At 66.6% G+C, this 26,426-nt stretch carries 19 protein-coding genes and 1 pseudogene; 12 read left to right on the top strand and 8 right to left on the bottom strand.

The annotated features are described in order from the left end of the window. Nucleotides 1-9 precede the first annotated feature (9 nt). The 3 genes from prpC to prpF all read left to right on the top strand — a co-directional run bounded on the left by prpC (nucleotide 10) and on the right by prpF (nucleotide 5,107). Nucleotides 10-1,176 (top strand): 2-methylcitrate synthase, encoded by a 1,167-nt coding sequence (gene prpC / locus M3I56_RS35780; protein ID WP_254358008.1) that lies wholly within the window; start codon nucleotides 10-12, stop codon nucleotides 1,174-1,176. A gap of 84 nt (nucleotides 1,177-1,260) precedes the next feature. Next, on the top strand, nucleotides 1,261-3,858 hold the full coding sequence (acnD, locus tag M3I56_RS35775) for a Fe/S-dependent 2-methylisocitrate dehydratase AcnD (protein WP_254358007.1): 2,598 nt from the start codon (nucleotides 1,261-1,263) through the stop codon (nucleotides 3,856-3,858). 58 nt (nucleotides 3,859-3,916) lie between these two features. Then, complete coding sequence (prpF, locus tag M3I56_RS35770) at nucleotides 3,917-5,107, top strand: 2-methylaconitate cis-trans isomerase PrpF (protein ID WP_254358006.1); 1,191 nt, start codon at nucleotides 3,917-3,919, stop codon at nucleotides 5,105-5,107. Between the two features lie 139 nt (nucleotides 5,108-5,246). Here the strand turns inward: prpF and M3I56_RS35765 are convergent, their stop codons facing one another. Further along, nucleotides 5,247-6,107 (bottom strand): peptidoglycan DD-metalloendopeptidase family protein, encoded by an 861-nt coding sequence (locus M3I56_RS35765; protein WP_254358005.1) that lies wholly within the window; start codon nucleotides 6,105-6,107, stop codon nucleotides 5,247-5,249. Between the two features lie 515 nt (nucleotides 6,108-6,622). After that, complete coding sequence (locus M3I56_RS35760; protein ID WP_254358004.1) at nucleotides 6,623-6,790, bottom strand: hypothetical protein; 168 nt, start codon at nucleotides 6,788-6,790, stop codon at nucleotides 6,623-6,625. A 33-nt stretch (nucleotides 6,791-6,823) separates the two neighbouring features. Here M3I56_RS35760 and M3I56_RS35755 point away from each other — a divergent pair, with 33 nt between their 5' ends. Both M3I56_RS35755 and M3I56_RS35750 read left to right on the top strand, forming a co-directional pair. Then, entirely contained in the window at nucleotides 6,824-7,921 is a 1,098-nt protein-coding gene (locus M3I56_RS35755) for an OpgC domain-containing protein (protein WP_254358003.1), read from the top strand. Between the two features lie 126 nt (nucleotides 7,922-8,047). Beyond that, nucleotides 8,048-8,902 (top strand): esterase family protein, encoded by an 855-nt coding sequence (locus M3I56_RS35750; protein ID WP_254358002.1) that lies wholly within the window; start codon nucleotides 8,048-8,050, stop codon nucleotides 8,900-8,902. Between the two features lie 46 nt (nucleotides 8,903-8,948). Here M3I56_RS35750 and M3I56_RS35745 read toward each other — a convergent pair whose 3' ends face one another. Next, entirely contained in the window at nucleotides 8,949-10,016 is a 1,068-nt protein-coding gene (locus M3I56_RS35745; RefSeq protein WP_254358001.1) for an AI-2E family transporter, read from the bottom strand. A 385-nt stretch (nucleotides 10,017-10,401) separates the two neighbouring features. On the opposite strand from M3I56_RS35745, the gene M3I56_RS35740 reads away from it, so the two are divergent. Further along, nucleotides 10,402-10,701, top strand: a complete 300-nt coding sequence (locus tag M3I56_RS35740) for a DUF3331 domain-containing protein (RefSeq protein WP_028205587.1) — start codon at nucleotides 10,402-10,404, stop codon at nucleotides 10,699-10,701. A gap of 25 nt (nucleotides 10,702-10,726) precedes the next feature. On the opposite strand, the gene M3I56_RS35735 is transcribed toward M3I56_RS35740, so the two are convergent. After that, a complete protein-coding gene (locus M3I56_RS35735) occupies nucleotides 10,727-11,242 on the bottom strand; it encodes a thioesterase family protein (protein ID WP_254358000.1) in 516 nt (171 codons plus the stop codon). A gap of 235 nt (nucleotides 11,243-11,477) precedes the next feature. On the opposite strand from M3I56_RS35735, the gene M3I56_RS35730 reads away from it, so the two are divergent. Then, complete coding sequence (locus M3I56_RS35730) at nucleotides 11,478-14,042, top strand: adenosylcobalamin-dependent ribonucleoside-diphosphate reductase (RefSeq protein ID WP_254357999.1); 2,565 nt, start codon at nucleotides 11,478-11,480, stop codon at nucleotides 14,040-14,042. A 13-nt stretch (nucleotides 14,043-14,055) separates the two neighbouring features. On the opposite strand, the gene M3I56_RS35725 is transcribed toward M3I56_RS35730, so the two are convergent. Then, complete coding sequence (locus M3I56_RS35725) at nucleotides 14,056-14,967, bottom strand: LysR family transcriptional regulator (protein ID WP_254357998.1); 912 nt, start codon at nucleotides 14,965-14,967, stop codon at nucleotides 14,056-14,058. 131 nt (nucleotides 14,968-15,098) lie between these two features. Here M3I56_RS35725 and M3I56_RS35720 point away from each other — a divergent pair, with 131 nt between their 5' ends. From M3I56_RS35720 to M3I56_RS35710, 3 genes are all read left to right on the top strand, one after another. Continuing rightward, nucleotides 15,099-16,901 (top strand): acyl-CoA dehydrogenase family protein, encoded by a 1,803-nt coding sequence (locus M3I56_RS35720; protein WP_254357997.1) that lies wholly within the window; start codon nucleotides 15,099-15,101, stop codon nucleotides 16,899-16,901. Next, nucleotides 16,898-18,130, top strand: coding sequence for a CaiB/BaiF CoA-transferase family protein (locus M3I56_RS35715; RefSeq protein ID WP_254357996.1), 1,233 nt, complete (start codon nucleotides 16,898-16,900; stop codon nucleotides 18,128-18,130). The genes M3I56_RS35720 and M3I56_RS35715 overlap by 4 nt, the downstream gene beginning before the upstream one ends. 67 nt (nucleotides 18,131-18,197) lie before the next feature. Further along, nucleotides 18,198-19,514 (top strand): MFS transporter, encoded by a 1,317-nt coding sequence (locus tag M3I56_RS35710; RefSeq protein ID WP_254357995.1) that lies wholly within the window; start codon nucleotides 18,198-18,200, stop codon nucleotides 19,512-19,514. Nucleotides 19,515-19,523: 9 nt separating this feature from the next. On the opposite strand, the gene M3I56_RS35705 is transcribed toward M3I56_RS35710, so the two are convergent. The 3 genes and pseudogenes from M3I56_RS35705 to M3I56_RS35695 all read right to left on the bottom strand — a co-directional run bounded on the left by M3I56_RS35705 (nucleotide 19,524) and on the right by M3I56_RS35695 (nucleotide 23,622). Next, a complete protein-coding gene (locus tag M3I56_RS35705) occupies nucleotides 19,524-21,572 on the bottom strand; it encodes an EAL domain-containing protein (RefSeq protein ID WP_254357994.1) in 2,049 nt (682 codons plus the stop codon). A 246-nt stretch (nucleotides 21,573-21,818) separates the two neighbouring features. Continuing rightward, nucleotides 21,819-22,577, bottom strand: a pseudogene (locus M3I56_RS35700) (NAD(P)-dependent oxidoreductase); the annotation flags it as partial. Nucleotides 22,578-22,641: 64 nt separating this feature from the next. Beyond that, complete coding sequence (locus M3I56_RS35695) at nucleotides 22,642-23,622, bottom strand: AraC family transcriptional regulator (RefSeq protein WP_254357993.1); 981 nt, start codon at nucleotides 23,620-23,622, stop codon at nucleotides 22,642-22,644. A gap of 191 nt (nucleotides 23,623-23,813) precedes the next feature. Here M3I56_RS35695 and M3I56_RS35690 point away from each other — a divergent pair, with 191 nt between their 5' ends. Continuing rightward, the gene (locus M3I56_RS35690; RefSeq protein WP_254357992.1) at nucleotides 23,814-24,866 is read left to right on the top strand and encodes an NAD(P)-dependent alcohol dehydrogenase; all 1,053 of its coding nucleotides are present in this window, start codon (nucleotides 23,814-23,816) and stop codon (nucleotides 24,864-24,866) included. Between the two features lie 300 nt (nucleotides 24,867-25,166). After that, a complete protein-coding gene (locus M3I56_RS35685; RefSeq protein ID WP_254357991.1) occupies nucleotides 25,167-26,129 on the top strand; it encodes a LysR family transcriptional regulator in 963 nt (320 codons plus the stop codon). The last annotated feature ends 297 nt before the right edge of the window (nucleotides 26,130-26,426 follow it).

The following is a 26,426-nucleotide window of genomic DNA, read 5'->3' as shown; positions in this document are numbered from 1 at the left end:
GAAGACACCATGAGCGAAGCAGAAAACACCACGCAAGCCGCTGGCGGTTTCAAGCCGAAGAAGTCCGTTGCGCTGTCGGGCGTGACGGCGGGCAACACGGCGCTGTGCACCGTGGGCCGCACCGGCAATGACCTGCACTATCGCGGCTACGACATTCTCGACCTCGCCACGGCGTGCGAATTCGAGGAAGTCGCATACCTGCTCGTGCACGGCAAGCTGCCGAACACGGCCGAACTGGCCGGCTACAAGGCGAAACTCAAGGCGCTGCGCGGCCTGCCCGCCAACGTGAAGACGGCGCTCGAAGCCGTGCCCGCCTCGGCGCACCCGATGGACGTGATGCGCACCGGCGTCTCGATTCTCGGCACGGTGCTGCCCGAGAAGGACGACCACAACCTGCCGGGCGCGCGCGATATCGCCGACCGCCTGATGGCGTCGCTCGGCTCGATGCTGCTGTACTGGTATCACTTTTCGCACAACGGCAAGCGCATCGAAGTCGAAACCGACGACGACTCGATCGGCGGCCACTTCCTGCACCTGCTGCACGGCCGCGCGCCGTCGAAGTCGTGGGTCGACGCGATGCACGTGTCGCTCAACCTGTACGCCGAGCACGAGTTCAACGCCTCGACGTTCACAGGCCGCGTGATCGCGGGCACGGGCTCGGACATCTACTCGGCCATCACGGGCGCGATCGGCGCGCTGCGCGGTCCGAAGCACGGCGGCGCGAACGAAGTCGCGTTCGAGATCCAGTCGCGCTACGAAAACGCCGACGACGCAGAAGCCGATGTCCGCGCGCGCGTGGAGAAAAAGGAAGTCGTGATCGGCTTCGGCCACCCGGTGTACACGATCTCGGACCCGCGCAACAAGGTCATCAAGGAAATCGCGAAGAAGCTCTCGAAGGAGCAGTCGAACATGAAGCTGTTCGACATCGCCGAGCGCCTCGAATCGACGATGTGGGAAGTCAAGAAGATGTTCCCGAACCTCGACTGGTTCAGCGCCGTGTCGTATCACATGATGGGCGTGCCGACCGCCATGTTCACGCCGATCTTCGTGATCGCGCGCACGGCCGGCTGGAGCGCGCACATCATCGAGCAGCGCATCGACAACAAGATCATCCGCCCGAGCGCGAATTACACGGGTCCGGAGAATCTGAAGTTCACGCCGATCAGCAAGCGCTGATCGCCGGAGGCGATGCGTCGTAGAGTGACGCCATCGCCTTCGATCCCACGCACCGCCGCTTACAACACATTTGGTCCCCAAGCCGTGAATACCGCCTACCGCAAGTCCCTCCCGGGCACCCGGCTCGATTACTTCGACGCGCGCGAAGCCGTCGAGGCCATCCAGCCCGGCGCCTACGACACGCTGCCGTACACCTCGCGCGTGCTCGCCGAAAACCTCGTGCGCCGCTGCGACCCGGCCACGCTCACCGCCTCGCTTACGCAGTTCGTCGAACGCAAGCGCGACCTCGACTTTCCGTGGTTCCCCGCACGCGTGGTCTGCCACGACATCCTCGGGCAAACGGCGCTCGTCGACCTCGCGGGCCTGCGCGACGCGATCGCCGACCAGGGCGGCGACCCCGCCAAGGTGAATCCGGTCGTGCCGGTGCAACTGATCGTCGATCACTCGCTCGCCGTGGAATGCGGCGGCTTCGATCCGGACGCGTTCAACAAGAACCGCGCGATCGAAGACCGGCGCAACGAGGACCGTTTCGACTTCATCAACTGGACGAAGAAGGCGTTCAAGAACGTCGACGTGATCCCTCCGGGCAACGGAATCATGCACCAGATCAATCTGGAGAAGATGTCGCCTGTGATCCAGGCGCGTGAAGGCGTGGCGTTCCCCGACACCTGCGTCGGCACCGACAGCCACACGCCGCACGTCGATGCGCTCGGCGTGATTGCCATCGGCGTGGGCGGCCTCGAAGCCGAAAACGTCATGCTCGGCCGCGCCTCGTGGATGCGCCTGCCCGATATCGTCGGCGTGGAACTCACTGGCAAGCGCCAGCCCGGCATCACCGCCACCGACATCGTGCTCGCGCTGACCGAATTCCTGCGCAAGGAAAAGGTCGTGGGCGCGTATCTGGAGTTCCGTGGAGCAGGCGCGTCGAGCCTCACGCTCGGCGACCGCGCCACGATCTCGAACATGGCGCCCGAATATGGCGCCACGGCCGCGATGTTCTTCATCGACGACCAGACGCTCGAGTATCTGCGCCTCACGGGCCGCGAAGAAGAGCAGGTCAAGCTCGTCGAAACCTACGCGAAAACCGCGGGCCTCTGGGCCGATACGCTCGCTAACGCGCAATACGAACGCACGCTCACGTTCGATCTTTCGAGCGTGGTGCGCAACATGGCCGGTCCGTCGAATCCGCACAAGCGTCTGCCGACTTCGGCACTCGCCGAGCGCGGCATTGCGGGCAAATGGGAAGAAACGCCGGGCCAGATGCCCGACGGCGCCGTCATCATCGCCGCCATCACGAGTTGCACGAACACGAGCAACCCGCGCAACGTGATCGCCGCCGCGCTGGTCGCGCGCAATGCGAACGCACGCGGCCTCGCGCGCAAGCCGTGGGTGAAGAGCTCGCTCGCGCCGGGATCAAAGGCCGTGGAGCTTTACCTCGAAGAAGCCAACCTGCTGCCCGATCTGGAAAAGCTCGGCTTCGGCATCGTCGCGTTTGCATGCACCACGTGTAACGGCATGTCGGGCGCGCTCGACCCGAAGATCCAGCAGGAAATCATCGACCGCGACCTCTACGCGACCGCCGTGCTCTCGGGCAACCGCAACTTCGACGGCCGCATTCACCCGTATGCGAAGCAGGCGTTCCTCGCCTCGCCGCCGCTCGTCGTCGCGTACGCGATTGCGGGCACGATCCGCTTCGACATCGAACGCGATTCGCTCGGCACGGACAAGGACGGTAAGCACGTGTACCTCAAGGACCTCTGGCCGAGCGACGAAGAGATCGACGCCATCGTCGCGAAGAGCGTGAAGCCCGAGCAGTTCCGCAAGGTGTACGAGCCGATGTTCGCGGCCACCGCGGCAAGCGGCGAAACGACCGACCCGCTCTACGACTGGCGCGCGCAAAGCACCTACATCCGTCGTCCGCCGTACTGGGAAGGCGCGCTGGCTGGCGAGCGCACGCTCAAGGGCCTGCGCCCGCTCGCGGTGCTCGGCGACAACATCACGACCGACCACCTCTCGCCTTCCAACGCGATCCTGCTGGACAGCGCAGCGGGCGAGTACCTCGCGAAAATGGGCCTGCCCGAAGAGGACTTCAACTCGTACGCCACGCACCGCGGCGACCACCTCACGGCGCAGCGCGCGACCTTCGCGAACCCCACGCTCATCAACGAGATGGCCGTGGTGGACGGCGCCGTGAAGAAGGGCTCACTTGGGCGCGTCGAGCCGGAAGGCAAGGTCACGCGCATGTGGGAAGCCATCGAAACCTACATGGAACGCAAGCAGCCGCTCATCATCGTTGCGGGTGCGGACTACGGCCAGGGCAGCTCGCGCGACTGGGCGGCCAAGGGCGTGCGTCTCGCGGGTGTGGAAGTGATCGTGGCGGAAGGATTCGAGCGCATTCACCGCACGAACCTGATCGGCATGGGCGTGCTGCCGCTGGAGTTCAAGGCGGGCACGAACCGCACGACGCTCGGCATCGACGGCACGGAAACCTACGATGTGATCGGCAAGCGCACGCCGCGCGCCGACCTCACGCTCGTGATTGAGCGCCGCAACGGCGAGCGCGTGGAAGTGCCGGTCACCTGCCGGCTCGATACGGCCGAAGAAGTGTCGATCTACGAGGCGGGCGGCGTGCTGCAGCGTTTCGCGCAGGACTTCCTCGAATCGTCGCAGGCAGCGGCATAAACGGGAAACGGGCGGCGCAGCGGTCACACGCGCGCCGCCCTTCGTTTCAGGACAACACATGGCACACGTACCTCAGATCAAGATCCCCGCCACCTACATCCGCGGCGGCACCAGCAAAGGCGTGTTCTTCCGCCTCCAGGATCTGCCCGCTTCGGCGCAGCAGCCCGGCGTCGCGCGTGACAAGCTGCTCATGCGCGTGATCGGCAGCCCCGACCCGTACGGCAAGCAGATCGACGGCATGGGCGGCGCGACGTCGAGCACGAGCAAGACCGTGATTCTGGCCAAAAGCAGCAAGCCCGACCACGACGTCGACTACCTGTTCGGCCAGGTCGCCATCGACAAGGCCTTTGTCGACTGGAGCGGCAACTGCGGCAATCTCTCCGCCGCCGTGGGCCCGTTCGCGATCAGCGGCGGCCTCGTCGACCCGAGCCGCGTGCCCGACAACGGCGTGGCGATCGTGCGCATCTGGCAGGCCAACATCGGCAAGACCATCATCGCGCACGTGCCGATGACGAACGGCCAGGTGCAGGAGACGGGCGACTTCGAACTGGACGGCGTGACCTTCCCCGCCGCCGAAGTGCAGCTCGAATTCCTCGACCCGGCCGCCGAGGAAGAAGGCGCGGGCGGCTCGATGTTCCCCACCGGCAATCTCGTTGACGACCTCGAAGTGCCGGGCGTGGGCACGCTCAAGGCCACGATGATCAATGCGGGCATCCCGACGATCTTCGTGAACGCCGAGGCCATCGGCTACACGGGCACGGAATTGCAGGACGCGATCAACAGCGACGCGCAGGCGCTCGAGAAGTTCGAGACGATCCGCGCGCACGGTGCGCTGCGCATGGGGCTCATCAAGCACCTCGACGAGATCGCCACGCGCCAGCACACGCCGAAAATCGCTTTCGTGGCGAAGCCCGCTGCCTATACGGCGTCGAGCGGCAAGCGCGTGGAAGCCGGCGATGTGGACCTGCTGGTGCGCGCCATGTCGATGGGCAAGCTCCATCACGCCATGATGGGCACGGCGGCCGTGGCGATCGGCACCGCGGCGGCCATTCCCGGCACGCTCGTGAATTTCGCGGCGGGCGGCGGCGAACGCAGCGCGGTGCGCTTCGGGCATCCGTCGGGCACGCTGCGCGTGGGCGCCGAGGCGCGCCAGGAAAACGGCGAATGGACAGTCACGAAGGCCATCATGAGCCGCAGCGCGCGCGTGCTGATGGAAGGCTGGGTGCGGGTGCCGGTGGACGCGTTTTAAAAAGCGGTTTTAAGCAGTGCGCGGTTTGCGGTGATGAAAAAACCGCCCTGACGTTGCGATGCGTCAGGGCGGTTTTGTTTTAGCGCAGATCTGGATCGACCATTTCAACGCCGCCGCATGCCGACGCCCTGCGCCGCGCTCAGCCCTGCGGCGACGACGGCAAATACGGCATCGGATCCACCGGCTTCCCATCGCGGCGCACCTCGAACAGCACCGCCACGCGGTCATTGTTCTCGCTGCCCATCTCGGCGATCTGCTGGCCCTGGTGCACCGTATCGCCGGTCTTCACGAGCAGACGGCGGTTGTGCGAGTAAGCCGTGAGGAAGTCCTTGTTGTGCTGGACGATGATCAGGCTGCCGTATTCGTTCAGACCCGTGCCCGCGTACATGACCTTGCCGTCGGCGGCGGCGATCACGGGGTCGCCGGCCTTGCCCGCGATCTCGATGCCGCGCGTCGTGCCCGGCGCGAACGGTTCGACCACGCGGCCATGCGCCGGCCATACGAGCGCGACGCTGCTCGCGTGGCGCGCCACTTCGGCGGCAACCTCGCGGTTTCCGGCTGCGTTCGGGTTGGCGTTCGCCGTCGCGCTGCCAGCTTGCGGCGCGGGCACCTGGACGGTGATCGTCTGCTTCGAAACCAGCTTGATCGACTGGCCTGCGCGCAGGTGACCGTTCGGCTTCAGGTGATTCCAGGCGGCCAGATCTTTGACCGAAACAGTGTGCTTTTGCGCGATGCGCTGCAGCGTGTCGCCGCGGCGCACGCGTACGTAGGTCGTTTTCGTGACGACGCGCGTGACGGGCGCACTCGCCACCTGTTGTGCGCTGGCGTCGGCGCTCGCTGCATCGGAAGCCGGGGGTGCCGCTGCCGCCGTGTCGGGCTGCGGTTGTTGTTGCGGTTGCTGCTGGTTCATGTTGGCGCAGCCGCCCAGCAGGGCCGCCAAGCCCAACGCTGCCCAGAACCCCCTGAGACCGCGCTGACCGATACGATCGTCTTCGAACATTCCTCTCTCCTGCGGTGCTTGCAGCCGTGCGATACAGCGAGCGGATGCCCCGGACGGTCTGCTGCGTATGCCGCGCTCCCGCCCCTCATGGCGCTCCGACTCGCCTGCGCCGACTGCTCCGATCTGCGTCTAAATCGACTGCATCTCGAACCATAAACATTCAATGCACGCGATCGTCGCATTAACGAACGAGCGTGCCATCTCAAATTCGATCCGGCATTGTAAGGCGCAACTCCATGAAAACAGCCCAGGGAGAACACTTTGAAACAAATGTTAATTAGCCGAATTCTTGCCCGATAAAAGCATCAACAAAGGGCCAGAAGAAATTGCCCAAACCCGCGTCAGAGCGGCATTTGCCGCGACAGCATGATCGTGCCCCTTCCCCTGCCTTATCGGCACAGGCCCCGGAAACTTGAACGGCGCACAGCTGGAGTCCACTGAAAGGTATTTGAAATTACGTTAATATCGACGGCGTCAACGTAAACCCGCGTCTGGCGGGAACCCTCGCGTATTCTTCAGGTCTTTTCCTGCGTTTGTCGTGCGGCCGCCCCTGGTGACCGGTTCACGGTTTCCGGCGCGAGGCGCCCCGCGAACCTCGCCCGAATTCCTGATTTCCTGATTTTCCAGCCAGGTACTTCCAGCATCTGCCCGCCCGGCCCGTTCAGCATCATCGGCTGCTTCATGCGCCCCATGCCGGCCCGGCCTGCTGCCCCAACATGTCAAAGTCATCCAACCGTCTAGTCGAACTCGATTTCTTCCGCGGCCTCGTCCTGCTCATCATCGTCGTCGATCACATTGGCGGCAGCATCGTCTCGCGCGTCACGCTGCACGCCTACGCGCTGTGCGACGCGGCCGAGGTCTTCGTCTTCCTCGGCGGCTTCGCCACGGCCACCGCGTGGGCCACGCTGAGCGCACGCCGCACCGAGGCCGCGGCGCGGCAGCGCTTCATCAAGCGCGCGTTCGAGATCTACCGCGCGTTCGTCGTGACGGCGCTGTTGATGCTGCTCGTCACCGCAATTCTCGTGGCGTGCAACGTGGATGCGCCCAACCTCGCCACCACCGATCTCGACGATCTCACGCTCGCGCCTGCCGCCGCGTTACGCGACATCGTGCTGCTGCGCCGCCAGCCGTATCTGGCCGGCGTGCTGCCGATGTACGCCTGCTTCGCCCTCGCCGCCCCGCTCGCGTTACCGCTCGCGCGCACACGGCCGTGGCTGCTGCTGGCCGTGAGCCTCGCGCTCTGGGGCGTCGCGCCGCACCTGGCGCCGTGGTTGCCGCACGTCGAAGACGTGCAATGGGACTTCAACCCGTTCGGCTGGCAACTGATGTTCGTGCTCGGCGTGATCGCGCAGGCGCAGCCCGTGTTCCAGCGGGTGAACGCGCACCGCTCCGGCACGCTCGTGACCCTCGCCGCACTCGCTGTCGTGGCGGGCGCGGCGATCTATCACCTGCAGCTCGGCAACGTCGCGCTCGACGGCGACTTCAAGCGCAACCTCGCATGGTTTCGCGTGCTGAACTTCCTTGGCTTCGCGTGGCTCACGGCGCATGTCATCCGCCTCGGCTGGGCGAAGCGCGTGGCGCATGCGCTGCCCTGGGTGGGTCTCGTCGGCCGCAAGGGGATGCTCTCGTTCGTGGCCGGCGCCGTGATTTCGCTCACGGTCGATTCGGTGCTCTACTGGTACACCGACGGCTATCTGAACGTGCCGCTCGGCCTCTGCGCAGATGCCGTCGCGATCACCGCGCTGCTGCTCGTCGCGCGCGCGTCCGACCCGCTCAGGCGTCTGCTGCCTTCGCGCGCCAAAGCTTCCGCCTGAAACGACGCGGCTCGCAGACCATGCACTGCGCGCCGGCTCGCCGATTGCGGCTTCCGGCGCGTACGAGCGGCTGCTAGCATGATGACCCCGCGCCGCCGGCGCGCCACCGCCCTCGATGTCCTTGCCATGCGCAGACTCCTTCGCACCGCGCTGCTCCCGCTCGCGCTCTCTTGCGCGGCGTTCGTCACGCCAGCGGCGCCTGCCGCGGCGAGCACGATCGTGGTCCGCACGTTCCATGCCGAGGCGCTCAACCGCGACTGGCCCTACGTGGTGTACCTGCCGAACGGCTATCGGGCCGACCAGGGTCGCTACCCGGTGCTCTATCTCCTGCATGGCAACAACGGCGAGCCCATGGACTGGGTCACGCAAGGCCAGCTCCAGACTACGGCCGACGCGCTGATCGCCCGTCACGAGATCCCGCCCGTGGTGATCGTGATGCCGCAGGGCGGCACCGACTGGTACGTCGACCGCAAGGAGAGGATGGAGACGGCGTTCTTCCAGGATCTGCTGCCCGAGATCGAGTCGCACTTCGCGGTGGACGACGCGCGCGACGGCCGCGCGATCGGCGGCGTTTCGATGGGCGGGTTCGGCGCGCTGCGCTACACGCTGGAGCACCCCGACATGTTCTGCGGCGCGCTGCTGCTTTCCCCGGCGGTCTATGCGGGCGACCCGCCACCCAGTTCGGCGGCGCGTCACGTGGGCGTGTTCGGCGACCATCAGTTCGACGCGCAGATCTGGCGCACGCTCAACTATCCGGCGCTCTGGAAGCCGTATTTCGCGCGGCCCTGGCGCGTGCCGTTCTTCATCGCCGCCGGCGACGACGACCTCGTGATCCAGGCCGAGTCGTCGCTGCTCTACACGCGGCTGCGCGAGGCGGGCAACCCGGCGGCGCTGCGCATCGTGGACGGCGGCCACGTGTGGCCGGTGTGGCGCGAACTGCTACCCGCGGCGCTCAAGTACACGCTCGCCTGCTTCCGTTGAGGGCGGCGCGCGGCGCGCCTCGCCGCGAACTGAGCGTAACTGGGCGTCACTCCGCCCAGTTCACCCAAAGCACCATCAGCACGGTCATGAGCGCCGGGCCGATGAAGATGCCGATCAGCCCGAAAGTCGTCGCCCCGCCCAGAATGCCGAACAGCACGAGCAGAAACGGCAGACGCGTGGAATTGCCGATCAGCACGGGCCGCACGAAATGCTCGGCGATGAACACCACCACGAATCCCCATACCGCGAGCGCAGCCGCCGCGATCAACGAACCCTGGATGACGAGCCACAGCGCCGCGCCGCAGAACACGATGGGCGCGCAAAACGGCAGCATGGCCGCGATGGCGGTGACGGTGCCGAGCAGCGCTGCATGCGGCACGCCGGTCGCGATATAGGCGGCGGCCAGCAGCACGCCCTCGCCCAGCCCCACGACCACGAGCCCCGTGACCGTGGCGCGCACGGCGGCGGCCATGCGCTGCAGGAGCTGCGCGCCGTCGGCGCCGAAGGCGCGGCGCGCACCGCGCATTACCGTAGCCGAAAGACGCGGGCCCGCCCGGAAGATCACGAACAGCGTGACGAGCATGAAGCCGAACGTCATCGTCGCGTGGGCGGCGCGCGCACCGAAGTGGCGGCCGAACGAGGCGATGGTGTCGCCGTGCAGGCTCTTCATCGCCGGGGAAGCCTTGAGCGGCTGGGTGAGATTGGCCTGCCACCAGTCGCTCACTTGGCGGCTGCCTACCGGCAGATGCGAAACGAAGTCGGGCACCGGCACGCCGTTCTCCTGGGCGTCGCGCAGCCAGAGGTAAAGCTCGTGGGCCTCGCCGCTGGCCTGAATGGCCGTGATGGCGATCGGGAGGACCACGAGCAGGCCAACTGCGGCAGTAAGCAGCGTGGCGATCAGCGTCTTGCGGCCCTTGAACCAGGCGCGGCGCTCGATCGCCTGATAGGTGGGCCACAGGACGATGGCAAAGACGCTCGCCCAGGCCACGGCGGGCAGGAACTCGCGCACGATCCACAGCGCCAGCAATACGAGCGTGGCGTACAGCACCGCGGAGGCGGCGCGCTGGATTTTCTGCTCGTTTGCGGAGTTCGGAGCAGGCGGACGATGAATCATGTAACCTCTTGAAAATTCAAAAAACAGGTGCCCGGGTTTCGTGGCTGCGCTGGTGCGGTGCAACCAGCCAGCGCGGCGCAGCATATCAATCCCGCCGGGCCGGTCTTACCTCAGATCCAGATCTCCCCCAGCCGTTCCGTCCCCACCCTGGAACGCCCTCCAGGCACCCGTTTTCGGGCCACTCGATGTCGCGCCACGTACAACAGTGCGTTGCACAAATTCGAGATGTCGACCCCAAATCCGCCCCAAACCCCCGTTCCTTCGTGAATCGCAACGTGTCGCAGGGCGATTGTTGCTCATAATGGAATGGTGTTTCAACGGCGACAGAATGGCACTTGTCAGCGCGCAGGACTACATTCGCGGCACCACACTTACGGAGCCGACAATGAAGAAAAAAGCGTGCCTCTCGCTTGACGGAGCCAACGGTGAGCGTATCGAAATACTCGAGCAGACGGATACGGCGCTGGTGATCCGCTGGGTCGAACCCGGTCGCTGCCATTATGGCGAACAGCGCTGGCGCCGCCGCTCGGCGCATTCTTCGGGCACCTGCGCGGTGTCGCGCCGCAAGATCCGCCGCGGCGACGCCGTGTTCAAGCCGGCCGAACGCCCCGCGCCGCTCAACGCCTCCGTCATGATCGCCGCCGAAGTGTTCGGCGACCTCATCGGCGCGGAACTGGCGAAGTAAGCGCAGCGACGTCGCCCGGGCAGCCTTAACGAGGCGCGAGCGAGATCGCCCGCGCAGCATGGCGCGGCGCGAAGCCCGCCGAGGCAGCGCACAACGCCGCCACGCGCGCGAGCACATCGGCGTCGAAGGCCGCGGCGCGCGGGCCCGAGCGGTCCACGTGCAAGAGCAACTGCTCGCTCGCCGAGACGGGCGCGGCAAGCGCATCGTCGAGATCGCCCGCGAACATCTCCAGATACAGCCGCACGCGTTTCGCGTCGTGCTCGATCACCCGGACCTCGACGCGCACCGGCGCGCCCTCCTTGATCTCGTGGAGATAGTTCAGGTGCGCCTCCAGCGTGTACATCGACCGCCCGCGCGCCTCGCGCGCAGCCGCATCGAGCCCGATGGCATCGAGCAGCGCGTCGGTCGCGTAGCTGTAGATCAGCATGTAGAACGCGTCGCGCAGGTGGCGGTTGTAGTCGACCCACTCTGCTCGCACCGTGTCGCGGTAGACCACGGGCACCGTGTCGCGGTAGACCACGGGCGCCGTTTCGTTCGTCATCCAGTCTCCTCTCCCGTCTCCACATTCGGTGCCCGCATGCAGGCGGGAGCAGTGTAACCGCAGACCCGCCCTGGCCGCCGCGACGCCGGCATGCTCCGGCGCCGCCGCATGCGCGGCCGCGCCGCCGTGCACGTCGCGCGCCGCTGGGGTAAGGTTGAACGGTCGCGGCGCAGCCGCCGCCCTTCGAACGCCCTTCAACCGCCGCCTCCCGCGCGGCGCTTCGCGAGGCCCCGTCATGGCAGAAAACACGCCCCCGCTTCCATTTCCCCCGCAGCAGTTCTCGCTCGACGTGATGCTCGAGAAGTACGCCAAAGGCGACGAGCAGACCGCCGACGACATCTACCGCCGCGTCGCGCGCGGCGTCGCGCAGGTCGAGCCGCCTGCGCTGCGCGCCGAGGTCGAGGCGCGTTTCGTCGACAATCTGCGCAACGGCGCGCTGGGCGCGGGGCGGATCATGAGCGCGGCGGGCGCCGGCATCGAAGCCACGCTGATCAACTGCTTCGTGCAGCCGGTGGGCGACAGCATCCAGGGCGTGGACGACGAAGGCCTCCCCGGCATCTACGTCGCGCTGCTGCAGGCTGCCGAAACCATGCGGCGCGGCGGCGGCGTGGGCTACAACTTTTCGGCGATCCGGCCGCACGGCGCGCACGTGAAGTCGACGGGATCAAGCGCATCGGGCCCGTGCAGCTACATCGACGTGTTCGACGCCTCGTGCCGCACCGTGGAAAGCGCGGGTGCACGGCGCGGCGCGCAGATGGCCGTGCTCGACTGCGATCACCCCGACCTGCCCGAATTCATCGAGGCCAAGCATTCGAAGGGTCGCTGGAACAACTTCAACGTTTCGGTCGCGGTGACCGACGAATTCATGCGTGCCGTGGAAAACGACGCGCCCTGGCAGCTCGTGCATCGCGCCGAGCCCTCGCCCGCGCTGCGCGCCTCGGGCGACCTGCAGCGCCGCGACGACGGCCTGTGGGTCTACGCCGAAACGCGTGCCCGCGCGCTATGGGACGCGATCATGCGCTCGACCTACGACGTAGCCGAGCCGGGCGTGGTCTTCATCTCGCGCATGAACGAGGACAACAACCTGCGCGCGCTCGAAGCCATCCGCGCGACCAACCCGTGCGGCGAGCAGCCGCTGCCCGCCTACGGTTGCTGCAACCTCGGACCGCTCGACCTCACCCGCTTTGTGATCGAACCGTTCGCGCAAATGCGCGGCGGCAACGCAAATTTCGACTGGAATCAACTCGCCGAACGCACGGGCACCCAGGTACGCTTTCTGGACGACGTGCTCGACGCCACGCTCTGGCCGCTGCCCGAACAGCAGGCTGAGGCGGCAGCCAAGCGGCGTATCGGCGTGGGCTTCACAGGACTCGGCGACACGCTCGTGATGCTCGGCATCCGCTACAACTCACCCGAAGGCTGCGAATTTGGCGCGCGCGTGGGACGCACGATGCGCGATGCCGCCTATCGCGCCTCCGTCGAGCTTGCACGCGAGCGCGGCGCGTTCCCGCTTTTCGACGCGAGGACGTACCTCGAAGAAGGCACCTTCGCCTCACGCCTGCCCGACGACCTCAAGGCCGGGATCCGCACGCACGGCATCCGCAACAGCCATCTGCTTTCCATCGCGCCCACGGGCACGGTGAGCCTCGCGTTCGCCGACAATGTCTCGAACGGCATCGAGCCCGCATTCTCGTGGACCTACCAACGCACGCGCCGCATGGCCGACGGTAGCCGCGAAACGTTCAACGTCGAAGACCACGCGTGGCGCGTGTACCGCGAAGTGGGCGGCGACGTGAGCGCACTGCCCGCGTACTTCGTGAGCGCGCTGGAAATGAGCGCACAGGAGCACGTGGCGATGATGGCGGCCGTGCAGCCGTACGTCGACACGTCGATCTCGAAGACGGTCAACGTGCCCGCCGACTATCCGTTCGAAGACTTCGAAAACCTCTATCTCGACGCATGGCGGCGCGGCCTCAAGGGCCTCGCGACCTACCGGCCCAACGAGACGCTCGGCGCGGTGCTGCAAACGCTGCCCCCCGAAACTGCGGCAAGCGCCGACGACGCGCTCGGCGACGCCCTGCTCGACCCGCTGCGCGTGGCGATCGACCATCGGCCCAAGGGCGAGTTGCCCGCCGTGATCGAAAAGATCGAATACATCACGCAGACGGGCAAGGTGTCGCTCTACGTGGCGGTCTCGTTTCTCGAAGTGACGGGCCAGGTGGGCGGCGAAGCCGTGACGATCGAGCGGCCTATCGAATTCTTCATCCCCGTGGGCCAGCGCGACGAGCAGCAGCAATGGATCACGGCGACCATGCGTTCGCTCTCGCTCGCGGCGCGCGGCGGGTTTGTCGCGCGCAATCTGCAGGATTTGCGCAAGGTGTCGTGGGACCGCGGCCAGGTGCGCTATGGCGAGACACAGCGTCTGGACGGCCGGCGCATTCCGCTGTGGCACGACTCCGAGGTCGCGGCCATCGCCTACGCGATCCAGCAGATTCTGCATCGGCGCGGCTTTCTCGATGCCGAGGGGCGGCAAGTGCCGTCACGGCTGCTCGCGCAGCGGCGCGCCGGTGCGTTCGACGGTGAGTTGCCCGCGCAACTCACCGGCAACGCGCGGGCCGGCGCGGAGCATCCCGGCGACCAGGTGCTGGCCGGCGACAACGCGCTGCCCGCCGATACCCAGCACGCGTTTGCCCACGCGATGCTCGGCCGCAAGTGCGGGTCGTGCGGGGCGAATGCAGTGATCCGCAAAGACGGGTGCGACTTCTGCACGGCGTGTGGAGAGATCGGGACTTGCGGCTGAGGTCTGACGGCGTTCACGTACGGGGCGGCCTCGCGTCCGCCCTGTTTTCCTTGCGCCCCCCGAGATACCCCGCAAACCCCTGTGCCAGCGCACTCGCCTCGCCACTGCGCACGAGCCTTAGCACCTGCGATTCATAAGGATTGCTAGCCAATGGGCGGAATACCACGCGCCCGCCGCCCGCAGCGCCGAGCGCGGCGGGTACTAGCGCGACGCCCATGCCGAACTCCACCATCGTCACGACGGTTTGCCAGAGCCGCGCTTCGTGGCGAATCTGCGGGCTGAATCCAGCCTCCACACAGGTCGCGATAATCTGATCGTGATAATGCGGCGAGACCGAGCGCGGGAACAGGATGAACGGTTCGCGCGCGAGCGTGCCAAGTTCTATACGACGCCTGCGCGCGAGCCTATGCGCTTCTGGCAGACAGCACAGAAACGGCTCGGAAAACAGCAGCTCCGATTGCACCTCGGCCGGGAAGCGCCCCCAATGCGCGAAGCCAAGATCGATCTGCAGGCGGTGCAGCGCCTGCACCTGCTCGGCCGTGTTCATCTCGCGCAGCACCACTTCCACCGCCGGATGATCGGCCTCGAAACGCCGCACCGCCTCCGGCAGCCCGCGATAAAGCATCGAATTGACGAAGCCAATGCGCAGCCGCCCCGCCAGCCCGTGTGCGGATCGCGCCGCGATCCGCCGCACTTCGTCGGCCTGCTCCAGCAGCCGCCGCGCCTCTTCGAGCAGCACGTTGCCCGCGTTGGTCAGCGCGACGGCCTTGTTGGTGCGTTCGAGGAGTTGCACGCCTAGCTGCTCCTCGAACTTGCGGATGTCGAAGCTCAGCGCCGGCTGCGAAATGAAGAGCCGGCGCGCCGCGCGGCCGAAGTGCAATTCTTCGGCTACGGCCACGAAATAGCGTAGTTGCTTGAGTTCCATGGCGGGCTCCCTGGCCGTTTTATCGATAGATGGTGCTTATCGTACATGACATCGGTTGTATTGGACCGTTATCGAAGCCGCGCCTAAGCTACGCCGAATCGCAGAGCAAAACAGCACGGAGACAGCACACGATGAGCGATCGCCCCACCTTCGCCACCCAGGCCGCACCGGCGAACCCCGCCCCCGCGTCCAGCGGCTCGGCCAACATTCCCGATAGCCGCGGCATCAACTTCTACACGAGCGACCCCGGCTTCGCGCCCCTTTTGCGCAGCTATCTCGGCGATGCCGCATTCGGCATGATCGAAACGCGCCTCGTCGCGCTCGGCCAGCGCGCCTCCGACGAACTCGACGCGCTCGCACTAGTCGCCGACAAGCACCCGCCCACGCTAGAACAGCGCACGCGCAGCGGCGAAGCGATCCAGCGCATCGACAAGCATCCCGACTATGTGGCGCTCGAACGCGTCGCCTACGCGGAGCTTGGCCTCGCGGCCATGAGCCATCGCGAGAACGCGCCCGCGCCGCTCGTCAAATACGCGTTCACCTATTTGTTCGTGCAGGCCGAATTCGGCCTGTGCTGCCCGGTGAGCATGACCGACTCGCTCACGCGCACGCTGCGCCGCTTCGGCTCGCCCGAACTCGTTGCGCGCTATTTGCCGATGCTCGCCTCGCAGGACTTCGACACGCTCTACCAGGGCGCGATGTTCATGACCGAGCAGGCAGCGGGCTCGGACGTGGCACGTATCGCCACACGCGCCACGCGTGAGCGCGACGCAAATGGCGAGGACGTGTGGCGTCTTCACGGCGACAAATGGTTCTGTTCGAACGCCGACGCCGATCTCGCGATGGTGCTTGCGCGCCCCGACGAAGCGCCGCCCGGCATCAAGGGCCTCGCGCTTTTCCTGCTGCCAAAGACGCTCCCCGACGGCACGCGCAACGCCTATCGCATCGTGCGCCTGAAGGACAAGCTAGGCAGCCGCTCGATGGCGAGCGGCGAGATCGTGCTGGAAGGCGCGCAGGCGTATTTGATCGGCGAGGTGGGCCGCGGCTTTCATCAGATGGCGGACATGATCAACATGTCGCGGCTGTCGAACGGCGTGCGCGCGGCGGGCCTCATGCGCCGCGCCGTGACCGAGGCGCTGCATGTGGCGCGCAACCGCGAGGCGTTCGGCCGCAAGCTCATCGAAATGCCGCTTATGCAGCGTCAATTGCTCAAGATGATGCTGGCCGCCGAACAGGCGCGCTCGATGTTCATGCGCATCGCCACACTGCTCGCGCGCGCCGATACCGGCGACGAACTCGCGGCGAAGTGCGTGCGCATTCTCACTCCGCTCATCAAGTTCCGCGCCTGCCGCGACGCGCGCCGCGTCACCGGCGACGCCATGGAAGTGCGCGGCGGCGTGGGCTATATCGAGGAGTGGAGCGACCCGCGCCTCGTGCGCGACGCGCATCTCGGCTCGATCTGGGAAGGCACGAGCAATATCGTCGCGCTCGACGTCGCACGTGCGGCGAAGCGCGAAGGCGCGCTCGAAGCGCTGACGCAGCACGTGCATGCGGAGCTTGCGCAAAGCGGTCTGCCTGAAACAAGTGCAGCGCTCCTGCGCGACGTGTTCGATCGCGCAGGAGCGGCGCTCGTGAGCGTGGCCGAATGCGGCCGCGACGAATCGGTGCGCCAGGCCGCGAGCGCGCTCTATCACGCCACGACGGCGGCCCTCTTGGCCTGCGAAGCCGCGCAGATTTCTCACGACGCCCCTGATTACCGGCGCCTCGCATTCGCGCATCTGCTCGTGCGCCACAAGCTGCTGCCGCGCGATCCGCTCGCGCTCGACGAACGCGACGTCAACGCCGCAACGCTGCGCGCGCTCGTCGACGAACGAGCGCTGACGCTCGACCAAGCCATGCAGCTGGTTCCAGCACACCGAGGCGACGCGCGATGAACACAACAATGGAATCCGAAGCAAACAGGGTGAACGGCGCGCTGCATGGGCTGCGCGTGATCGATCTGAGCCGCGTACTGGGCGGTCCGTACTGCACCCAGGCGCTCGCCGACCACGGTGCCGAAGTCATCAAGCTCGAACCGCCCGACGGCGACGAAACGCGCGGCTGGGGCCCGCCCTTCGTCGGCGATACGGCGTCGTACTATGTCGGCGTGAACCGCAACAAGCAGGGCATAGCCGTCGATCTCTCGCGCGAGGAAGGTCGCGCGATTCTCTGGCAGTTGCTCGAAGGCGCGGACGTGCTGGTCGAAAATTTCAAGCCGGGCACGCTCGCGCGCTGGGGCATGGAGTACGAGCGCGATCTGCGTCCACGTTTTCCTCACCTGATTCACTGCGCGATTTCGGGCTTCGGCCCGGACGGCCCGCTCGGCGGCCTGCCCGGCTACGACGCCGCGATTCAGGCGATGGCGGGGCTGATGAGCGTGAACGGCGAGCACGATGGCCCCGCGCTACGCATCGGCCTGCCGATCGTGGACATGGTCACGGGTCTGAACGCGCTCGCCGGCATTCTGCTTGCACTGGCCGAGCGTGAAAAGAGTGGCCTCGGGCAGTCGGTGGATATCGCGCTTTACGATTGCGGCGTGTCGCTCTTGCATCCGCATTTGCCGAACTATTTCGGCAATGGCCGCACGCCGCAGCGCAGCGGCAACGCGCATCCGAACATCGCGCCGTACGACAGCTACGCGACGGGCAGCGCACCCATCTTCCTGGCGGTGGGCAACGACCGTCAGTTCGCGAAGCTCTGCGCGCACCTGGGCGTGCCCGACCTCGCCGACGACTCGCGTTTCGCCGATAACCGCAGCCGCTGTGCGCATCGACCGCAACTCAAGGCCGCGCTCGAAGCGCGGCTTGCGGCGCACGACTGCGAGCCACTCGCGCGCGACCTGATCCGGGCCGGCGTGCCGTGCGGCCCCGTGCAGACCGTCGACGCCGTGGCCGCGCATCCGCACACGCAGCACCGCCGAATGATCGTCGAGATGGATGGCTATCGCGGCACGGGCGCGCCCGTGAAGCTCTCGCGCACACCGCCGACCTATCGCACGCGCCCGCCCGAGCTCGGCGCCGACACGCGCGCCGTGATGGACGCGCTCGGCATCGACGCCGATACGCAGCAACGGCTCTTCGAAGCCGGCATTGTCAAGGAACCCGAAACGACGGTAAGCGCTTAGCGTTCCATCCAGCCCCAACGGAATACAGACCGGCTCAAGCCGGCTCACCCCGATCAAGGAGACATGCATGACCCGCCCCGGCAACACCACTGCGCGCCAGCCCGCCCGCGCTGCGCTCGCCGCCTTCGTCGGCACCACCATCGAGTGGTACGACTTTTATATCTACGCCACCGCTTCGGCGCTCATCTTCGGCAAGCTGTTTTTCCCCTCCCACGAGCCGTTCTACAGCACGCTCGCCTCGTTCGGCACCTTCGCCGTGGGCTTTTTCGCGCGTCCCTTCGGCGGGCTCGTGTTCGGGCACCTGGGCGACCGTATCGGCCGCAAGAAGGCGCTCGTCGCGACGCTGTCGATCATGGGCGTCGGCACCGTGGGCATCGGCTTCCTGCCGACCTATGCGAGCGCCGGCGCGCTCGCCCCGGCGCTGCTCGTGCTGCTGCGCGTGGCGCAGGGTATTGCGATTGGCGGCGAATGGGGCGGCGCGGTGCTCATGGCGGGCGAGCATGCACCCAAGGAAAAGCGCACGTTTCTCGCCTCATTTGCGCAGCTCGGCAGCCCTGCGGGGTTGATTCTGGCGCTATTGGCGTTTCGCAGCGTCGCGCATCTCGACCGAGACGTGCTCTTTTCCTGGGGCTGGCGTTTGCCGTTCATCGCAAGCGCGGTGCTGCTCGTGGTGGGCCTGCTGATCCGCTCGGGCGTGGGCGAGTCGCCGGAATTCGAGGCGCTCAAGACGCAGCGCCGTACCGCTGCGATGCCGATCGTCGAGGTGCTGCGCGATTCGTGGCGCGCCGTGCTGCTGTGCCTCGGCGCGAATGTGATCGGCGTGGCGGGCGCGTGGTTCGTCAACACCTTCATGCTCAACTACACGACGCAAACGCTCGGGCTCGACCGCGGGCTGATTCTCGACTGCCTGTTCGTCGTCGCGTTCATCCAGCTCTTTACGCAGCTCTTTTCCGGCTGGTTTGCCCAGCGTGTGGGCGCCGGGCGCTTCCTCGTGCTGGCCGCCGCGCTGGCCATGATTTCGCCTTACCCGATGTTCGTGCTCGTCTCCACCGGTCGGCCGGTCGCCATCGTGGTCGGCATTGCGATTGCCGTGATGTGCATGTGCAGCTCGTACGCCGTGATGGCGGGCTTCATGACGAATGCGTTCCCGGTGCGCGTGCGCTACTCGGCTATTTCGATCTCCTACCAATGTTGCGCGGCGCTCGCGGGCGGCCTCACACCGCTCGTCGGCACGCTGCTCGCGCATGACCATCCGGGCCAGTGGTGGCCGCTGGCGCTGTTCTACAGCGCGCTTGCGGCCATTTCGCTCGTGTGTATCGCGGTGCTGCAGCGTAAGCAGTCGTCGGCCACGCAAAGCGATATGGCGTTCGCGTTGCAGGATTAGTGCCCTCGCCTACACGGCCGCCACGATGGCCTCGATCAGCCCGTTCAGCGCAACGCGCCACGCTTCGCTGTTCGGGCCTTCGGTCAGCAGCGCGCCGACCACCTCCCGATGCAGCGCATCGCGTTGTGCGCCCGCAGGCAGAATGTCGCCGAAGCCCGCCAGCGACTGCGCGAGCGGCGCGCTGCCGCCCGCGCCTTCTTCGCGCGTCAACACGCGCAAGAGGTCTTGCGCCGCTGCGGGCACCGCCGCGATCATGAGCATGCGCTCTTCCCAGATCACGAAGCGGGCGAGCCGCGCCAGCTGGCTCTCCGTTCCGGCGCCGCCTTCGTCGTTCGCGGTCGCGGCGAAGGCCGGCGTCGTGTCGAGCCATTCGATGAGGCGTGCGCCCTCCATCGGCCTCGCGATGCCATAGCCCTGCGCGCCGTCCACGCCGAGAATGGCGAGCGCGCGGAGGAGGTCGAGCGTGTCGACGCCTTCGGCAAGCACGAGCCTGCCCAGCGAATGGCCGAGACGCGTCAACTGGTAGATCACGCGCAGCGTGTTGAGCGCGCCGCCGCCGCTCACCTTGACCATCTCGCGGTCGAGCTTGATCCAGTCGAATGGCAACTCACGCAGGCGCGTGAGGCCGCTATGCCCGGCACCGAGATCGTCCTGCGCGAACAGCACGCCTAGCTCACGGAACTTCGCGAGAATGGCGCGCTGCCCCTGGCTCAGCGACAGTGCTTCGTTCTCCAGAACTTCCAGCGTGAGCCGCGCAGCCGGGCAACGGTGCGCGGCCAGCGCGGTGCGGGTGACTTCGAAGTAGCGGATGTCGTTGAGTGCCGCCGGTGGCAAGTTGATCGAGACATCGAGGTCGCGCCCCTGGGCGTACCAGCGTTCGCGGTCGGCGAGCGCCTGGTCGATGCCGCGTGCAAAGAGCGCGAGCAGATCGTCGGAGGCGAGCGCCGAGAGGAACACGTCGGGCACGAGCAGGCGCTCGCCGTCGCGCAGGCGCGCCAGCGCTTCGACCTTGGTCGCCTTGCCCGTTGCGAGGCTGAGCAGCGGCTGATAGTGCATTTCCAGCGCGCCGGTGCGCACGAGCGCCGCCCAATGCTGGCGCACGCTCACCGGCACCGCGGCGCGCAGGCCGTCGTTGGCGGGGATGCGCATCGCGGCACAGCCCAGCAGCGTTTGCAGCAAATCGACGAAGGCCACTTGATGGGGCCCGACGAAGCCGCCCGGAAACGCGCTGTACAAACTCAGCACGGCGAGCGGCGGCTGCCCGGGCGCGGCCAGCGGAATCGCCACCGAAGAGCGCACGCCTTCGCGCGCCGCGAGATCGCGCCACGGCGCGACAAGCGGATCGGTCTGATAGTTGACCACGCGCTCGGGCTTGCCGCTGCGCCACGCGCGCCCAATGGCCCCCTGCCCTTGCGGATGATCGGCGCGCACGCTGATTTCCTGATCGTGCCCGGCGAGCACGTTGAGCATGCCGCCTTCCGTCCTGCCGCCCGCGCCGGCCTCGAAGTGAAAAATGCCCGCTTCGTCGGGACGGCCGATGGCGCAGGCGCTCACTTCGTCGTGCGCCGCCAGTGCGGCGATCACCTGGTCGATGAAATTCGTGTAGCTGCCCGCTTCCCATACAAGACGCGTGATGCGCAACAGCGCCTCCTGCTGCGAGTCCTGGACGGCCTGATACGCCTTGAGTTGAAACGCGAGGTCGGTGGTCAGGCGGCGCGCGTAGAGCGAGAGCTGCTGCGTGCTGACGGTGCGGCCAACGTCCGCGTAGATCAGCTCCTGAAGAATGCCGCGGCTGCGCACGAGTTCTTCCTTGTCGAGCCCGACGATGGCATGAATGCGGCCGATGCGCAGCGCCATGTCCTCGTGCTCGCGCGCGGTCAGGCCGAGACTGGCGAGAGCAAGAAGATTCTGGATCTGCCGCGCCTTGAGGTGCGCGAGTTCCGCAGCCGAAAGCATTTCGAGGATGCGGCGGGATTTGGGCAGGCGGCCCAGCTCCTCGTAGAAGCGGTTCACCACGTGGGCCGCGTGCTCGTGCAGCGCGCCAATCAGCGTTTTCATTTTTGAGCCTTCGATATCACCGCCCCGGCGTCACAGCCCAGATCTGCAAATTGGGCAGCGTGTCGCGCCAGGTTCATGGCCGTTGTGGTCATTAGCGGCCGCTCGAACAGCGATTGTGGCTCGCACAGAAGGGATGATACGTCATGCGCTGCCGGCGTCCGCGCGCGGTGGCATACACAGGGCGGCGCATGCGGCCAAGCCCGCAACGCGCACCTTCAAAGCGGCGTGAGCAGCGCCTCGCCCGCGAAGTGCCGCGCCGCCCAGCGTCCCCGCCTTCAGCGCGAGTGCAAGCGCGGCCGTATCGACCACGCTGCCGCGCGACACATTGACGAGAAAACCCTGCGGGCCCAGCGCATCGATCACGGCGCGGTCGATCAGATGCTTCGTTTGCGCGCCACCCGGCGTCGCGATCACGAGAAAGTCGCTCCACTGCGCGAGCGCCATCACGCTCTCGAAGTAGCGCGCCTGAGCGCCTTCGCGCGGCTTGCGGTTGTGATAGCCGAGTTCCATGCCGAAGCCCTCCGCGCGCCGGGCGACCTTCTCGCCGATATGCCCGTAGCCGACAATGCCGATCCGCCGCCCCGTGACCGTGGGGCGCATGGGCAGCGCGTCGCGCCAGACACCGGTGCGGCAGGCGGCGTCGAATTGCGGCACGGCGCGCACGGCCGCGAGCAGCAGCGCGAGCGCGTGGTCGGCCACGCAGTCGGCATTGACGCCCGCGCCATTGCACAGCGCGATGCCGCGCTCGCGCGCGTGGTCGAGCGCGATATTCTCGTAGCCCGCGCCAAGCGCGCCCGCCAGTTCGAGCGCGGGCATGCGGTCGATTTCGTCGGCGGTGAGGCCTGTCGTGCCGTTGGTGAGCACCACGCGCACGTCCTTGCCGCGTTCTGCGACCGCTTTGGTGCGCGCATCGGCATCGGGCGCATAGATCACGTCGAATTGTTCGCCAAACCCGGCGAGGTCTTCATCGGCAAGCAGTATCAGGACCAGCAGGCATGGCTTCATCGTCGTGTCACCCCGTCATTGTTTCGATATGCGAATCGAATGCCGCGGCGACCGCGCGCGGACCTCACACGGCCGTCACATAGCGCGGCGGCAACCCCTCGACGCGCGGCGCGGCCGAGGCGGCGGCGTCGTCGCGCGCCCGGCGCATCTGGTCGGCCGGGCTCATGCCGAAGAGGCGCTTGAATTCGCGGCTGAACTGCGACGCGCTTTCATAGCCCACGCGCGTGGCCGCCGCGCTCACGGTCAGGCCATCGTGCGTGATCAGGAGGCGCGCATGATGCAGGCGCGTGGTCTTCACGTACTGCATGGGCGACGTCGAGGTGACCGCCTTGAAGTGCGCGTGAAAAACGGCAAGGCTCATGCCCGCCTCGGAGGCGAGCGTTTCGACGTCGAGGTCGCCGCGGTAGTCGGTGTGAATGCGCCGCAGCGCCTTCGCGATACGCCCGAAGTGATGCTGATGCGTGAGCGCCGCGCGAATCGCGTCGCCCTGCTCGCCCATGAGCACGCGGTAGCAGATTTCGCGCACGATCGATGGGCCGAGAATGCGCGCCTCGTACGGCTGCGCGAGCGCTTCGAGCAAGCGCAGCACGGCGTTCGACAGCGTAGCGTCGAGCGGCGTGGCGTAGATGCCGGAGGGTTCGGACACGGCGCGGCGCGGGTCGTCGAGCGCCATGAGCAGTTCGGCGACGGTCGTGAGATCGACGCGGATCGAGATGGCGAGAATCGGCTTCTCGGGGCTCGCCTCGGTCTCGCACTCGAACGGCATCGGCACCGAGAGGACCAGGTATTGCTGGGCGTCGTAGATGAACACCTGGTCGACGAGAAAGCCGCGCTTGCGCCCCTGGCAGACGATGAAAATGCTCGGTTCGTACATGACCGGCTGGCGCGGATGGCTTTCGCTGCCGCGGTAGAGCCGCACGCCTTCGACCGCCGTGGCGTGCACGCCGTCGCGCTGCGTGATTTGCATGAGCAGGTCGACCGTGCGCGCCTGCGTGGCGGCCGCCGGCGCGATGGCTGCCGCGGCGAGGGTTTTGACGTAGCCCATATCGGTTGTGCCCCAAAAGATGAAGTCAGGCAGAGAAACAGGCTTGCCAATCTATCACCGAACCCGTCGATGCGCTGCGCGCCAGGAGAATCAGGCAAGTCTTCGATAGCTTCAGGTATTCCCTGGGTGGGTCCCGATCCTTAGGATGGGAACCCTGCCGCAACACCCATGCACTAGAGGAGAGCCAACACATGTACCCAACTTACGGATACGCCGCCCGCGACGCCGCCTCGCCGCTCGCCCCGTTCGAATTCCAGCGCCGCGACCTGCGGGAACTCGACGTCCGTATCGACGTGCTGTTCTGCGGCGTGTGCCACTCCGACCTGCACCAGGCGCGCGACGAATGGCGCAACACGATTTTCCCGGTCGTGCCGGGCCACGAGATCGTCGGCCGCGTGGCCGAAGTCGGCAAGGGCGTCACGCAATACAAGGTGGGCGAACTCGTCGGCGTGGGCTGTCTCGTCGATTCGTGCCGCACCTGCCCGAGCTGCGCCGAAGGCCTCGAACAGTATTGCGAGAACGGCTGGGTCGGCACCTATAACGGCGCCGACCGCGTGAGCGGCGACATCACCTACGGCGGCTACTCCACGCAGCTGGTGGTGGACGAAGCGTTCGTGCTGCGCGTGCCCGAGAACCTCGATGCCGCCGCGGCCGCGCCGCTCCTGTGCGCGGGCATCACCACGTATTCGCCGCTGCGCACGTGGGGCGCGGGCCCCGGCAAGAAGGTCGGCATCGTGGGTCTCGGCGGCCTCGGCCACATGGGCGTGAAACTCGCCCATGCGATGGGCGCGCATGTGGTGCTGTTCACCACGTCGCCCTCGAAGATCGAAGACGGCAAGCGCCTGGGCGCGGACGAAGTGGTGATCTCGAAGGACCCGGAGCAGATGAAGGCGCACGCCAACAGCTTCGACCTGATCGTGAACACCGTGGCCGCGCAGCACGACCTCAACCCGTTCATCGAGCTGCTGCGCCGTGACGGCACGATGACGCTGGTGGGCGCGCCCGAGCACGATCACCCGTCGCCGCAAGTGTTCAACCTGATCATGAAGCGCCGCCGTCTCGCGGGCTCGCTGATCGGCGGCATTGCAGAAACCCAGGAAATGCTGGACTTCTGCGGCAAGCATGGCATTACGTCGGATATCGAAATGATCAAGATGCAGGACATCAACAACGCCTATGAGCGCATGCTCAAGAGCGATGTGAAGTACCGCTTCGTGATCGACCTCGATTCGCTGCGCAAGTAACGCGCACGCCGCGCAGACAACCAGCACCGCGCATCCAGACGTAACACCCTGCCCCGCCGGGCCATCCGTTCCGGATGGCCCGCCAGCCCTTCCCCTTCGAGGCCTCCTTTTTTGGCCTCCCGTAGTCGAGCCGGCGCCCGCGTGCGCCGCCATCCAATCGCCATCGCTGTTTAACCGCTGAGCGTCGCTTTCCGCGAGACGCCGGCACCGCGAAGCGCATTCGTCGCTACGCGGCTCACCCTTTTTCTGCAGCAGCGCGGATTTCGTTCAAGCCTCAAGCCCATTGTCAGGAGCTAGCCCGTGATCGACCGCATCCAGGCGATGCGCACGTTCGTACGCATCGTCGACACCAATAGTTTTACCAAAGCCGCGCAGTCACTCGATATGCCGCGCGCCAGCGCCACTACGGTGATGCAAAACCTCGAATCGCTGCTCGGCACGCAATTGCTCGTGCGCACGACGCGGCGCCTGTCGCTTACGCCCGAAGGCGCCGCGTACTACGAGCGCGCCTCGCAGATTCTCGCCGACATCGACGATGCCGAAGCGAGCGTGCGCCAGTCGCCCGGCGCGATCGGCGGCCGCTTGCGCGTGGAGATGCCGGGCCTCATCGCCAATGCGATCGTGCTGCCCGCGCTCGACGACTTCCACGCGCGCTATCCGCAGATCGACCTCGTGATCGGCGTGAGCCTGCGCAACGTCGATCTCGTCGGCGAGGGGGTAGATTGCAGCATCCAGCTCGGCGAGCTGCCCGACTCGGGACTCGCCGCGCGGCGCCTCGGCGTGCTGGAGCACGTGACCTGCGCGAGCCCCGCGTACCTCGAGCGGCACGGCGCGCCGCAAACGCTCGACGATCTCGCGCAGCATCCGGTCGTCAACTTCCTTTCACCGCTCACGGGCCGCCCGTTCGAGTTCGACTTCGAGGTGGACGGCAGTCCGACGAAGGTGAAGGTGGACGGGTTCGTGCATGTCTCCGACGAGTTCGCCTACCTCACGTGCGGTCTGCAGGGCTATGGTCTCATCCAGCCGCCGCTGCTCGCGGCGCAGCCGTACCTCGACAGCGGTGCGCTGCAAGAGGTCCTGCCGCAATGGAAGCCGCTGCCCACGCCGGTATCCGTGGCGTTCGTGAAGTCGCGCCAGCTGTCGCCGCGCGTGCGCGTGTTCGTCGACTGGCTCGCGGAGCTGTTCGAGGACGCGGGCGCGGTCAATCGCGATCTCTCGCGGGTGCGGCAGTTGTTGGGGGGGCTGCAGCCGGCGCACGCCTGAGCGTTTGAGGTTTTTGTAGCAAGGTCCGTGCTTTCGCCTTTCCTTGTTTTCGCGTCGGTATGCAGGCGTTGCCCCTGTGCGGGGCAATGCTCTCAACTTAAGCCCCGGAAGTGCTTGTAAACGAACCGTGGGACCTGTAAACTTCACACCATAACTTCCTGATAAATCAACGATATGAACTCAAATACCGGCGTCTTCCCGACTTCTGGCTGAGTTCTCCGATTTCCTGTTCGATCCGGCGCTCGCCGAGCGCGTGCGCCGCACCCCCACCGCCTTTACCCGCAATCGCACACTGAC

The sequence above is a fragment of the Paraburkholderia sp. CNPSo 3281 genome, from assembly GCF_024206515.1.
Classification (GTDB): Bacteria; Pseudomonadota; Gammaproteobacteria; order Burkholderiales; family Burkholderiaceae; genus Paraburkholderia; species Paraburkholderia nodosa.
This window is presented reverse-complemented; position numbering and strand designations above follow the sequence as displayed.